The organism is Lutibacter citreus, assembly GCF_003260195.1.
GTDB lineage: Bacteria > Bacteroidota > Bacteroidia > Flavobacteriales > Flavobacteriaceae > Lutibacter > Lutibacter citreus.
In genome coordinates this window covers 410,746-424,728 of the sequence record NZ_QEIH01000005.1, presented here as the reverse complement: position 1 = coordinate 424,728, position 13,983 = coordinate 410,746, and the positions used below count along the sequence as shown (strand labels likewise).

8 protein-coding genes are annotated in these 13,983 nt (G+C 26.6%); 7 read left to right on the top strand and 1 reads right to left on the bottom strand.

Annotation, left to right across the window (positions count from 1 at the left end; all coding sequences use genetic code 11):
• Positions 1–46 precede the first annotated feature (46 nt).
• A complete protein-coding gene (locus DAD81_RS12765; protein WP_111708659.1) occupies positions 47–742 on the top strand; it encodes a tetratricopeptide repeat protein in 696 nt (231 codons plus the stop codon).
• Positions 739–1,281: a YfiT family bacillithiol transferase gene (locus tag DAD81_RS12760; RefSeq protein WP_111708658.1), complete on the top strand. Its 543-nt coding sequence runs from the start codon at positions 739–741 to the stop codon at positions 1,279–1,281. The genes DAD81_RS12765 and DAD81_RS12760 overlap by 4 nt, the downstream gene beginning before the upstream one ends.
• On the opposite strand, the gene DAD81_RS12755 is transcribed toward DAD81_RS12760, so the two are convergent.
• On the bottom strand, positions 1,278–3,983 hold the full coding sequence (locus tag DAD81_RS12755; protein ID WP_111708657.1) for a TonB-dependent receptor domain-containing protein: 2,706 nt from the start codon (positions 3,981–3,983) through the stop codon (positions 1,278–1,280). The two genes, DAD81_RS12760 and DAD81_RS12755, sit on opposite strands and share 4 nt — an antisense overlap.
• A 136-nt stretch (positions 3,984–4,119) precedes the next feature.
• Between DAD81_RS12755 and DAD81_RS12750 the strand changes: the two genes are divergently transcribed.
• The 5 genes from DAD81_RS12750 to mgrA all read left to right on the top strand — a co-directional run bounded on the left by DAD81_RS12750 (position 4,120) and on the right by mgrA (position 13,542).
• The gene (locus DAD81_RS12750; RefSeq protein ID WP_111708656.1) at positions 4,120–4,581 is read left to right on the top strand and encodes an Mpo1 family 2-hydroxy fatty acid dioxygenase; all 462 of its coding nucleotides are present in this window, start codon (positions 4,120–4,122) and stop codon (positions 4,579–4,581) included.
• A 13-nt stretch (positions 4,582–4,594) separates the two neighbouring features.
• A complete protein-coding gene (locus DAD81_RS21025; protein ID WP_157961124.1) occupies positions 4,595–9,097 on the top strand; it encodes an OmpA family protein in 4,503 nt (1,500 codons plus the stop codon).
• 1 nt (position 9,098) lies between these two features.
• Positions 9,099–9,440: a tRNA-binding protein gene (locus tag DAD81_RS12740; RefSeq protein WP_111708654.1), complete on the top strand. Its 342-nt coding sequence runs from the start codon at positions 9,099–9,101 to the stop codon at positions 9,438–9,440.
• A 68-nt stretch (positions 9,441–9,508) separates the two neighbouring features.
• Complete coding sequence (locus tag DAD81_RS12735) at positions 9,509–12,418, top strand: FAD-binding and (Fe-S)-binding domain-containing protein (protein WP_111708653.1); 2,910 nt, start codon at positions 9,509–9,511, stop codon at positions 12,416–12,418.
• Positions 12,419–12,543: 125 nt separating this feature from the next.
• Entirely contained in the window at positions 12,544–13,542 is a 999-nt protein-coding gene (mgrA, locus tag DAD81_RS12730; RefSeq protein ID WP_111708652.1) for an L-glyceraldehyde 3-phosphate reductase, read from the top strand.
• Positions 13,543–13,983: the final 441 nt, after the last annotated feature.

Below are 13,983 nucleotides of genomic sequence, written 5' to 3'. Positions count from 1 at the left end.
TTCATTTATACGTTTTTTCTATATTTACATTTAGAAATTTAATACTATGAGACTAAAATTATTACTTTCAATATTTTCATTTTATCTTATTTCGTGTTCCTCTCCTACTAATAGTCCCAAATTTATAAATGCTGTAACAGGTAAATACTTATACAATTCTGATGAAACATTAGAAGTTTTCTTTATTGAAAATGATATGTTTTTAAAATGGCGAGGTGCAACAAAAATAAAACCTCTAATAATTAATGAAAATACTTTTTTTATTAAAGAAATGAATGAAAAAATTCAATTTTCAATAAATTATGAAACTGAAGAAAATTATATAATTTTAGTTCCTAAAAAAGAAAATGATTCCATTAAATTTAAATTTAGAAAGCTAAAAAAGGATGAAAAAATTCCCAATGATTTTTTAAAGGAAGGTAATTTTAATAAAGCACTTGAAGGTTATTTAACCATTCAAAAAAATGATTCATTAGATAAGTCCGTAAGTGAAAAAAACTTCAACAAACTTGGTTATAGAGCTTTAAATAACAATAATTTCACTAAAGCGTTGGGTATTTTTAAAATTAACATGAAATTACATCCTAACAGCTCTAATGTTTATGATAGTTATGCTGATGCGCTAAAAAAGTCAGGCGATACAATTAAAGCTATAGAATATTATAAAAAATCTTTAGCTATAGATTCTGGAAATAAAAGGGCTAAAAAATTTATTAATAAATACAGCATCACTACTAAATGATTGAAAAACTAAAATATCCAATAGGCCAAGCTAATATTCCTACAAAAATTTCAGAAGTTCACATTAAAGAATGGATTAGTACAATTGAGGAATTTCCAATTAAGCTTGAAACCCTTGTTAAAGATTTAAGTAACGAACAATTAGACTCAAAATATAGACAAAATGGTTGGACAATTAGACAAGTAATTCATCATTGTGCAGACAGTCACCATAATAGTTATTCAAGATTTAAATGGACATTAACAGAAGATACTCCTGTAATAAAAGCATATTATGAAGAAAGGTGGGCCGAATTATTTGATGGTAAATCCGGTCCTATTAATCTTTCTATTAATATGCTTTCAGCATTACACGCTAAATGGGTTTATTTGTTAAGAGGTCTTTCAGACCAAGATTTAAATAAAGAATTTATTCATCCAGAAGGAAATAACTATATTTCATTAAAAACAAATATTGGTATTTATGCTTGGCATTGCAACCACCATTATGCACATATTTACAACTTAATGAAAAGTAAAAACTGGATTACTAATTCTTAATGATGATAACGTCTTCTTCCGCTATCGCCTCCTCTTTTACTACTTTTACCCGTAGGAGGTTTTAAGCTGTATGTAAAGCTTAACATAGCATAAGTTCCTAGGTTTTCCTGAATTGTTTCTTCAAAGTAATTATCTGAGCTAGTTCTTTCTATCCCAACATTTTTATCTAAAATATCTAAGACTTGTAATTTTAAATTCCCTCTTTTCCCTTTTAAAAAAGCGTAATCTAACGAAACATTCCAAATAGGTACATTTTGAGAATCAAAATTATTATCGGTATATAAGGAATAATCAAACTGAGTATTAAATGTTAAACTATTGGTTAAATCCAATCCAAATTTTGTATAATAATTTTGCTTAAAATAGTCTCTATCTGTATTTTGTAAAGAATACGTTGTTTTATTAACATCGTATTTTGCACCTATTGTTAAGTCAACATTATTCTTATTTTCATTACTAAAACTTAATCCAAAATTATAACCTTTGCTATTTGTTTCATTATAATCACTATCAATAATAGTATTGTATTCGTTAATCTCTCCTCCTAGTCTTAAATTATAACGTAATCCAATAGTACTTATTTTTTTACTAAAATTTAAATGTCCTCTAAACCTGCTTTTATCTCCATAATTTTCAAAAGTTGAAAGTTGTACATAATTATCATCTATACTTCTATTTGTTATTATAGCATTGGTAGTTTTAGTAAATCCTAAATATGAGAAGAAACTAGTTGCTTTATTAAATTCATGAGAATAAAACATCACAGAATATTCAGAATTTTTTTCTGGTGTTAAATTGCTATTACCAACAGTAATAAATAACGGATTAAAGTCATTAACTATTGGAGTAACTTGGTTAGAACTTGGTAAAGAAATTTCCTTTTCATATTTAAATCTTAACCTTTTCCCTTTTTTATATTCATAACTAAAAGATACTCTAGGTAAAACATTATCAAATTTATTATTAATATAAGACGTATTATCTACATCCAATTCTTGCTTAATACTTTCCAATTTTCCAGAAACATAAAGTTGAATTTTATCCTTGCTAAAAACATAGCCTAATTGATTTTCAATAAATTGCTTGTTATAATCTAATTGATAGATAAAAGGAATTTGGTCAATACTATTAATTTTTTTAGTTTGATCTAATTTTTCATCACTATTTTGGTTTTTAAATTCAGTTGAAAAACTAACTAAATGATGTTCAATTATAGGTTCCATATATCTAATTGAAACATTATAGTTTAATCCTTTATTATCCTCTTCTCTTTTGGTTTCCTCATTAGATTCTGAAATACTAGAACTATCTGAAAGATTGTATTTATTTAATGACCTTTGAAAATTTGAATCTGAATTATCAGAAAATGAAATTCCACTTTTCACCCTAAAATTTCGTCCTTTTTCATTTAATTTCTTACTATAATAAAGTGCTAAACTTCCGTTATTTCTCAAATCTTCACTTCTGGTAGTTCTATCACTATTGGTGTCTAAATTTTCATTTTCATCAAAATACTTGGTAGAAGCATTACTATCCGATTCTCTTGAATCATTTTTAAAATTACCTCTTAAAACCAAATATTTTCCTTCTTGTGATCTATCTCGTAAACTAAAATTTATATTGTGATTGTTTGATATATTTTGGTTATCATTTTCCTTTTTTGAAGTGAAAATTTTATCCTGAGTAAATTGTGTTCTTGTTGAAGATTCCTGTTCCTCCCTATCTGAATAACCATAATGATAATCTAAATTAAAATTTAAATCTTTTTTAAATTCATAATTATAATTTGCCCCTGCAGTACCAGTTGTTAAAAACCCACTGTTTCCACCTCTACTTCCATCTCTTCTAAAAACAGTTGCTCCGGTATTATTTATATTATTTAATTTTCCAAAAACGGCTAATTGTGTGTTTTTAGTAAATCTATTTATATCAAATTCCGATAAATACCTATCATTTGTACCAATTCCTGCACCAACTTTCCCAAAATATCCAGACTTTTTACCTTCTTTTAAAACCAAATTAATAATTTTACTTTTTTCACCATCTTTAATTCCGGTTGTTCTAGTATCATCACTTTCCTCATCAATTATTTGAACACTTTTAATTGCATCTGCATTTAAGTTTTTTAAAGCAATAGCCATATCATTACTAAAGAACTCTTTCCCATCTACTAAAATTTTTGTTACATCTTCACCTTGAGCATTTACAGTTCCATCTGTTCCAATTTGAATTCCTGGTAATTTTTTTATTAAATCTTCAACATTATCATCTTGCTTTACTTTAAAAGCTTTTGTATTAAAAGCCACAGTATCTTGTTTTATTTTTATTGGAATAACTGCGTTTATGGTTACCTCATTTAAAAGATTCACATCTTTTTTTAACACTATAGTTCCTAAATCTTTCATTTCCTTTGAAAATGAATATACTTTCTGACTTGTTTGGTAGGTCATTAAAAATATTTGAAGCATATAATTACCTTCCTTAAAACCTGAAATATCAAACTTACCATCTGCATCAGTTGAAGTATATTTTACCAATAAAGAATCTGATGGTTGTAAAAGTGCTACAGAAACAAATTCTAAAGGTAATTTATCTTCATCTACAACAATTCCTTTAACATTTTGAGAATATGATACTTGTACTAAAAATAGTAACATAAAAAAATGGAAAATAATTTTTATTTCTTTGCAATATTTAATCATGGTTTTTCGTTTTCTTTAAACAATAAATAAAAGGTTATATTTATATTTTATTCTTAATTATCTAACCGCAAATTTGCAATAAAAAAACAATAAATTTAAATGATTTTAGTTAACGTTTGTTAACACTCCTTAATTCATGAAAAAACAACAAGAATGGTTTAATGAATATTCTGAAAGTCACCAGAATGAAACGAATCAACTGATTCATTATATTTGTGTACCTGCAATATTTTTTAGTATTGTTGGACTTTTTATGAGTATTCCTTCAAAAATAATTTCAACATTTTTAAATATTAATAATCCTTTTATTGAAAATTGGGCAGCTCTAATATTACTTATTATAATGATTTTTTACATTCGTCTGTCATTTTCAATCTTTGTAAAAATGCTTACATTTTCAATTATTTGTTTAGTTGGTAATTACTTTATATCCAATTTATTTCCGTTATTTTACACTTCATTAATAATTTTTATTGTAGCCTGGATAGGCCAATTTTATGGCCACAAATTAGAAGGTAAAAAACCGTCCTTTCTTAAGGATTTACAATTTTTATTAATTGGCCCAGCTTGGGTGTTTGAAAAAATATCAAAAAAATAGTTCTTACTATACTATGAAAAAAAATATTTTATTTCTTTTTTTAATATCAACTATTCATATGTTTTCACAGCAATATGAATACAAAACATTTAATACATCTATAAATTCTAGGTATGCAGAATTAGGTGTTACTTATATTGATGCAAACAATGTGATTTTTGCTTCATCTAAAAAAACAAATCAAGAAAAAAACTTTAATAAAAATCCCAAAAGTAACAACCAACAACTATATGTTGATCTATATAAGGGAGTTATAAATGAAGACGGTGATATTATTCAATCAAAACGATTAACAAATGACATAGACAATATGTTTTATGTTTCAGATATAACATTTTCTAAAAATTTAAAATCAACTTATTTTACTTGGAATAATTTTTACAATTCCACAAGTAAAAAAGATTCTGAAGAATGGAAAACATTACATATTGTAAAAGCTAATGTTAATAGTAACTTAGAAGTTTCAAACATTAAAAATGTACCTTTTAATAGTAATGATTATTCTGTAATGCAACCTCAAATAAGTGCAGATGGTAAACAGCTCTATTTTGTTTCGGATATGCCTAACGGTTATGGTTATACCGATATTTATGTTGTTGATATAAATAGTGACGGAACCTATGGAAAACCAAGAAACTTAGGCCCTAATGTAAATACTGATAAAACAGAATCGTTTCCTTTTATTGATTCTAATAATACTCTTTACTTTTCTTCTTACGGTCATAACTCTAAAGGTGGTTTTGACATTTTTAAAAGTGAATTTAAAAATGGTAATTTTAAAAAAGCAACTACCTTACCATCTCCAATAAATACAAAATCTGATGATTTTGCTTTTGTAATAGATACAAATAAAAAATCGGGTTTTTTTACTTCAGCCCGCAGAGGTGGAAAAGGTGATGCAGATATTTATGGTTTTAATCTTGTTGAAAAAGAAATTAAATGTATTCAATTTATTAGTGGTTTAGTTTTAAATAAAAAAATGAAACTTAGTAATGCTTCAGTTTCATTATACAACGATGAAAATAAGTTAATATCTTCTATTACTACACTTAAAAATGGAAGATATATTTTTGAAATAGAATGTAATAAAAACTATAAAATAATTGTAGAGAAAGAACATTTTACTTCTTTAGAATATAATTTTGATACTAATGATAAAGATGGTTTTGAAATAGATGAAAACCTACAAATAAAAGAGTTAGAATGTAATCAAACAATAAAAGGGCTTGTTACAAATATAAATACCAAAGAAGTTTTAAAAAATAAAACTATAAAATTATTAAAAAAAGGTAAAGTTGTAAAGACAATTAAATCTCTTGAAGATGGAAGTTTTAAGTTTGACTTAGAATGTTTTAGTCAGTATTTATTAGTTACAGACAATATTGGTTTTTCACCTTCAGAAATAAAAATTAAAACAACTAGCAATTTTGGAGAAGCACAAGTACAAAATATTGAATTAACACCTCAAACTTGTTCTCAGTTCTTAATTACCAATTTAGTTAATAAAAATAATGGAGAACCTTTAATTAATTCTACCATTAAATTAATTGAAAATGATAAAATTATAAGAACCGAAAAACTAAACAATACTTCAACTTTTAAATTTAAACTCAATTGCAACAAAACTTATAAATTATTAATTAATAAGACTGATTTTGAGCCAATTGAAATTGAATTTACCACTAAAGATAAAGACAATTTAGAATTGACAAGAACTATTGAATTAACTCCTGTAGACTGCAATCAATTAATTACAGGTACGGTTTTTAATAAGGAAACCGATGAGTCTATTTCAAATGTAAAAGTAACTCTTTATAAGAATGATGAATTAGTTGGAACTCAAATTATTGAGGGTAATAATAAATATAGTTTTAAACTTAAGTGTAATGAAACTTATAAAATAATGGCTACCAATAAAGATTATAAACCCTATGAAAAGGATTTTAATACTGATAATAAAAACAATTTCACAATTTCACAAAACCTGGCATTAGATCCTTTAGATTGCAACCAATTAGTCACTATTACTGTAATTCATAAATTAACTAAAGAATCATTAAATAATATCACTTTAAAATTAAGTCAAAAGGGAAAAGTAATTCAAACTGAAAACATTACCGATAGTAAAAAAATAAACTTTCAACTTGAATGTAATTCGATCTATGTAATTAGTGCTGAAAAAAGAGGTTTTGAATCAACTAACTTAGAAATTAACACTTCCATTTTACGTTATTTAAAATTTTCAGAATCTATTGAATTAGCACCTTGTACTTCCAATCAAATAGTTTCTGGAACTATTATAAATAGTAATACAAAAAACGTTTTAAAAGATGTAAAAGTTACACTTTACAGAAACAATGAAATAGTAGATTCTAAAAATACTAATTCTAAAGGCATTTATAAATTTAATGTGTCTTGTGATGAAAACTATAAAATAATTGTTGAAAAAGATGAATTTAAATCTGCTGAAATAAGTTTCTCTACAAATAATAAACCTGATTTTAATAATACTCAAAATATTTCACTTATTCCTTTTGAATGTAATCAACAAATTTCTATTTCAGCGAATAACAAATTAACAAATGATGCACTAACAAATGTATTGGTGAAATTAATTTTAAATGATAAAACAATTAAAACCGAAAATATTGGAAGTTCTAAAAAGATCAATTTCAAGTTAGAGTGTAATAAATTATATAAAATTACAGCACAAAAAGATGGTTTTAAAACTGCTCAAATTGATTTGGCCACTTCAAAAGAGCATGATTCAGAATTTGATAAATTAATTAATTTAGAACCAATTTCTTGCAATCAATTAGTTACCGGAACAATTAAAAATAGCAATACATCAGAATTATTAAATAACGTTAAAATTATACTTTATAAAAACAATGAAATAATTGATTCTCAAATCATTAATTCAAAAGGGGAATATAGTTTTAATGTAGTTTGTGATGAAAACTATAAAATAGTTGCTGAAAAAGATGAATTTAAATCTTCAGAAATAAGTTTCTCAACAAAAAATAAACCTGATTTTACTAATACTCAGAATATTTCACTTATTCCTTTTGAATGTAATCAACAAATTTCTATTTCAGCTAATAATAAATTAACAGATGTTGCATTAACTAATGTAGTATTGAAATTATTTTTAAATGGTAAAGCAATTAAAACCCAAAATATTGGAAGTGCTCAAAAGAGCATTTTTAAATTAGAGTGTAATAAACCATATAAAATTACAGCACAAAAAGATGGTTTTAAAACTGTACAAATTGATTTGACCACTTCAAAAGAACGTGATTTAGAATTTGAAAAATTGATTAATTTAGAACCAATTCCTTGTAATCAATTTATTTCTGGGACTGTTAAAAACAGTACTACAACAGAATTATTAAGTAATGTAAAAGTTATACTATATAAAAATAATGAAGAAATTAATTCGCAAATCATAAATTCTAAAGATAAATATAACTTTAATGTTGTTTGCAATGAAAACTATAAAATAGTTGCTGAAAAAGATGGTTTTGAAAACGCTGAAATAAAAGTAAGTACAGATTCAACAGATAAAAATAAAAGTATTAAAAATATACTTTTAAAACCTATTATTTGTAATCAATTTATTTCAGGAGTTATTATTGATGAACAAACTAATATTCAGTTAAATAACTTACAAGTTTCACTATTTAAAAATGATATTAAAACAAAAAGTTTAACCGTAAACAACAAAAAATTTAATTTTGTTTTAGAATGCAATAGTAACTATTATCTTTTGGTAGAAAAAGCTAATTATAAAAGCTCTAAAATAGAAATAACAACTTCTGAAACTCTAAATCAAAAAATAGAAAAATCTATTATCCTTACACCTCTTAAATGTTCGCAAATTGCTAAAGGTAAAGTAATTGATAACCTTACTAAATTACCTATTCCGAATACAAAAATTAACATTTTCAATGAAGAAAATAAAATAAAATCAATTTCTGCAGATGAAAATGGAAGTTTTGAAACTGAGCTTGAGTGTAACCTTTCATATTCTATAAAAATTTCAGCAACTAATTATAAAACATTTGTATGGAATATAAATAAAGTATCTAAGTTTAATATTACATCTAGCAAAACTATTCTTTTAGTTGCTGAAGAAGTTTTTGAATTAGCAGAAAACATTAAAAGTATTAAAACAAAACCAATTTATTTTGACCTTGATAATTCAGATATTACAGAAGCAGCAACGGTTGAATTAGAAAAAGTAATTGCAACTTTAAAAAAATATCCAACTTTAAAAATTCAGGTTAATCTACATACAGACAGTAGAGCTCCAGATGGTTACAATTTACAACTTTCAGAAGACAGAGCACAATCAATTGTAAAATACATCATTTCAACAGGTATAGATTCAAGCCGAATTACAGGTGAAGGTTTTGGGGAAACTAAATTATTAAATAAGTGTTCAAATGGAGTAAGATGTACTGAAGCAGAACATCAATTAAACAGAAGAACAGAATTTATAGTTATTCCTTAAAATGAAAAAAGAAATCACATTTGAAGATTTTCAAAAAGTAGATATTAGAATTGGGACAATTATTAAAGTTAATGATTTTCCAAAAGCTAAATTTCCTGCTTATCAACTTAAAATAGATTTTGGAGCGCTTGGTGTAAAAAATTCAAGTGCGCAAATAACAAACTTATATAGCAAAGAAGAATTAGTAAACAAACAGATTACAGCAGTTGTTAATTTTAAAAAGAAACAAATAGCTAACTTTTTTAGTGAATGTTTGGTCTTAGGAATTTATAATTCTAAAAACGAAGTTGTTTTATTGCAATCTTCAACAATTGAAATAAAAAATGGTGAACAAGTTTCTTAAATAGATTTAACCAAAAAGAAGTTTTTTTTCTACCTATTCTTTATATTTGAATTACTAAAATAAAATTTGTGATTCAACAACAATTAACAACGCTCTCTAAAGAACTAAACGGTGAGTTAGTTTTCGATAATTTACATAAAACTATTTACGCAACAGATGCTTCTGTATACAGAAAAATTCCTTTAGCCGTTGCTTTTCCAAAAGATATTGAAGATTTAAAAACCCTTATTCAATTTGCAACCAAAAATAAGATTACACTCATTCCAAGAACTGCAGGAACTTCATTAGCCGGACAATGTGTTGGTGATGGAATTGTGGTTGATGTTTCAAAACACTTCACAAAAATTATTACTCTTAACAAGAAAAATAAAACAGTAACGGTTCAACCAGGAGTAATTAGAGATGAGTTAAATCTATTTCTAAAACCATACGGATTCTTTTTTAGTCCAAATACTTCAACTAGCAATAGGTGTATGATTGGCGGTATGGTTGGTAATAATTCATCAGGAACAACCTCTATTAATTATGGAGTAACAAGAGATAAAATTATTCAGCTAAAAACCATTTTAAGTGATGGTTCTGAAGCTATTTTTAATGAAGTTTCCAAAAATGAATTCAATCTTAAAAAAGCAGGTAATTCATTAGAAAGTAATATTTATAAAACTATTTATAAGGAGCTTTCTTCGGAAGCCGTTCAACAAGAAATTAGAAACGAATTTCCAAAACCTGAAATTCACAGAAGAAATACAGGTTATGCTATTGACCAATTAATTGAAACCAATGTTTTTGGAAATTCTGAAAAAAAATTAAATATTGGAAAACTACTATGTGGAAGTGAAGGAACTTTGGCTTTTACTACTGAAATCACTCTAAAACTAGACAACTTACCTCCTGCTGAAAGTATATTGGTTGCTGCTCATTTTAACAGTATTGAAGAAAGTATGAAAGCTGTTGTTGTAACTATACAACACAATTTATATATGTGCGAGTTAATGGATAAAACCATTTTAGATTGCACAAAAAATAACCGAGAACAACTTAAAAACAGAGATTTTGTTGAAGGTGATCCTGCTGCAATTTTAATGTTAGAAGTTAAGGCCGCTACAAAAAAAGAAGTTGAAAATCTTGCTCAAGAATTAATTAACGATTTACAAAACAACAATTTTGGATATGCTTTCCCTATTTTAAAAGGCAACGAAATTCAAAAAGCTGTAAACCTAAGAAAAGCTGGTTTAGGATTATTAGGTAATATTATTGGCGATAAAAAAGCCGTAGCTTGTATTGAAGATACAGCCGTTGTTGTAAGCGACTTGCCAAATTACATTTCAGAATTTACTAAAATGATGAAAAAATACGGTCAAAATGCAGTCTACTATGCACACGCCGGAGCTGGCGAAATTCACCTACGCCCTATTTTAAATTTGAAGAAGAATGAAGATGTTGAACTATTTAGAACTATAACTACCGAAGTTGCCAAGTTGGTGAAAAAGTACAAAGGTTCTTTTAGTGGTGAACACGGAGATGGAATTCTGCGCGCTGAATTTATACCATTAATGATTGGCCAAAACAATTATGAATTGCTAAAACGAATAAAAGCAACTTTTGATCCGAACAATATTTTTAACCAAGGAAAAATTGTAGATGCTTTTCCTATGGATAAAAGCTTTCGTTATAAAATTGATAGAACTGAACCTGAAATTGAAACCATTCAAGATTTTTCTGATAGTGAAGGTATTTTACGTGTTGCCGAAAAATGCAACGGCTCTGGAGATTGCAGAAAGCCAGTTTCTGCCGGAGGAACTATGTGCCCTAGTTATAGAGCAACAAAAAATGAAAAAGACACCACACGAGCCAGAGCAAATGCTTTGCGTGAGTTTCTAACAAATTCTGATAAAATTAATAAGTTTGATTATGAAGAACTAAAAGATGTTTTTGACTTGTGTTTAAGTTGTAAAGCATGTGCTAGTGAATGCCCTAGCAATGTTGATATTGCAGCTTTAAAAGCTGAATTCTTACACCAATATTACAAAACCAATAATCCTTCTTTAAGAACTAAGCTTTTTGCAGACAATGTTAAATACAACAAACTAGGAAGCATATTCCCTTCCCTAACTAATATTGCTTTAGATAATTATGTGACTAAAAAAACACTAGGAATTGCAACACAACGTAGCATTCCTAAATTATATAAAACCACACTAAAAAAATGGTACAAACAGCATGTAAATCAATTGCATTCCAAAGATTTTAAAAATGGTGAAGTATATTTATTTTGTGATGAATTCACTAATTATTATGATGTTACTATTGGAATTGACGCCATTGAACTATTAACCAAATTAGGTTATAAAGCAATAATTGTTAATCACGAAGAAAGTGGTAGAAGTGCAATTTCAAAAGGTTTTTTAGACAAGGCAAAAGTAGTAATTGATAAAAATATTGAAGTTTTCAAGAATTTAATTTCAGAAGAAAAACCGCTAATTGGTATTGAACCTTCAGCTATTTTAGGCTTTAGAGATGAATATATTCGATTGGCTGATGATAAAATTGCAGCAAAAAATATTTCTAAAAATACTTTTACTTTTGAAGAGTTTATAAAAGCTGAATTTGAAAAAGGAAAAATTAAAAGTTCTGATTTCAACAATAATTCCAAAGAAATTAAAATTCACGTACATTGCCATCAGAAATCTCTAAGTACCACAGAAGCTACTTTTACAATGCTTAATATTCCTAAAAACTACAAACCTGCCATATTAAATACAGGTTGTTGCGGAATGGCAGGAAGTTTTGGTTACGAAAAAGAACATTACAACGTTTCTATGCAAGTTGGTGAAGACACACTGTTTCCAAAAATTAGAAATCTAACTGAAGAAATTGAAATTTCAGCTGCAGGTACAAGTTGTAGACATCAAATTAAAGATGGAACAAAAAAACAGAGCAAACACCCAATTACTTTGTTAAAAGAGGCTTTAAAATAATGAATATTATAAATAAAAATAATTCCTACGTCATGCTGAACTTGTTTCAGTATCTCACTATATCATAGTTGAGTTTATGAGATCCTGAATCGATTTCAGCATGACGTTGTAAAAAGATATAGAATATGAGTAAAAAGAAAAAATACATCGCAAACGAATCTCGTTACGAGAAAATGAATTACCGTAGAACTGGTAATAGCGGCTTATTATTACCTGAACTTTCGCTAGGTTTATGGCATAACTTTGGTAGAAATGATGATTTTAAAAACGCTAGAAACTTATTAAAATGTGCTTTTGATAATGGAATTACACATTTTGATTTAGCCAACAATTACGGTCCTCCTTATGGTTCTGCAGAAACTACTTTTGGTAAAATCTTAAAAAAGGACTTTAAAAAGTATAGAGATGAGTTAATTATTTCTTCAAAAGCTGGTTACGATATGTGGCCTGGACCTTATGGCGATTTAGGCTCTAAAAAATACTTGGTTTCTAGTTTAGATCAAAGTTTAAAAAGAATGGGATTGGATTATGTTGATATTTTTTATCACCATCGTCCAGATAATGATACTCCTCTAGAAGAAACTATGGGAGCTTTAGACCTGATTGTTCGTCAAGGAAAAGCTTTATACGTTGGTATTTCAAATTACAGACCTGAAAGAGCTGCTGAAGCTTTTAAAATTTTAAAAGATTTAGGAACTCCTTGTTTAATTCATCAACCAAGATATAGTATGCTAGATCGTTGGGTTGAAGGTGGTTTGTTAGATTTATTAGGAAATGAAGGTGTTGGTACCATTGCTTTTTCTCCTTTAGGACAAGGAATGTTAACTGATAAATATTTAAATGGCTTCCCTGAAGATTCTAGAGCCGTAAAAGATGGTCGTTATTTAAAAACTGACCAAATTAATACCCAATTAGATAAAATTAGAGCATTAAACGAAATTGCAAAAGAAAGAGGACAGAGTTTGGCTCAAATGGCAATAGCTTGGATTTTAAAAGACGATAGAATTACTTCGGTATTAATTGGAGCCAGTAAAACTGAACAAATTTTAGATAGTTTAAAAGCTACAGAAAACACTAAATTCAATAAAGAAGAATTACAAAAAATTGAAGGTATCTTAAAATAAAAGTCTTCTCCTAACTCAAATATTTATTTAAACCTATCACGTTTTAAAAACGTGTTAGGTTTTTTATTTTTATGACAAAAGCTTAAATATTTCTTTAGTTAACTATTAGTTATTCCACTGGTATTATGTTAATTATAGTGAATTTCAGTTGTTTTAGACAAAAAAATAAAACCTAAAATAGTTTTTGGTTAAAAGAGATAGTTCTAAATACTATTTTTCACTCAATATTTCTCAATCTGAGGTAATAATAAGTTTAAAACATAAAAATTAACAAAAGTTTTTATTAATTATTTTGAATTATTACACACTGATTATCAATTATATAAAAAATTATTTAATTTACTTTAATATATTTTTAAACTTAAATTAAACCTTTTAATTTCAGAATGGTCTAAATGCAAATTCAAATACGTTGAATTAAAAAACTGAATTAAAAAAAAT

Excerpts from the sequence above, each read along its gene's own strand:
- DAD81_RS21025 (WP_157961124.1), top strand. The coding sequence starts at position 4,595 with ATGAAAAAAAATATTTTATTTCTTTTTTTAATATCAACTATTCATATG.
- DAD81_RS12755 (WP_111708657.1), bottom strand. The coding sequence starts at position 3,983 with ATGATTAAATATTGCAAAGAAATAAAAATTATTTTCCATTTTTTTATG.
- DAD81_RS12750 (WP_111708656.1), top strand. The coding sequence starts at position 4,120 with ATGAAAAAACAACAAGAATGGTTTAATGAATATTCTGAAAGTCACCAG.
- DAD81_RS12760 (WP_111708658.1), top strand. The coding sequence starts at position 739 with ATGATTGAAAAACTAAAATATCCAATAGGCCAAGCTAATATTCCTACA.
- DAD81_RS12740 (WP_111708654.1), top strand. The coding sequence starts at position 9,099 with ATGAAAAAAGAAATCACATTTGAAGATTTTCAAAAAGTAGATATTAGA.
- DAD81_RS12765 (WP_111708659.1), top strand. The coding sequence starts at position 47 with ATGAGACTAAAATTATTACTTTCAATATTTTCATTTTATCTTATTTCG.
- mgrA (WP_111708652.1), top strand. The coding sequence starts at position 12,544 with ATGAGTAAAAAGAAAAAATACATCGCAAACGAATCTCGTTACGAGAAA.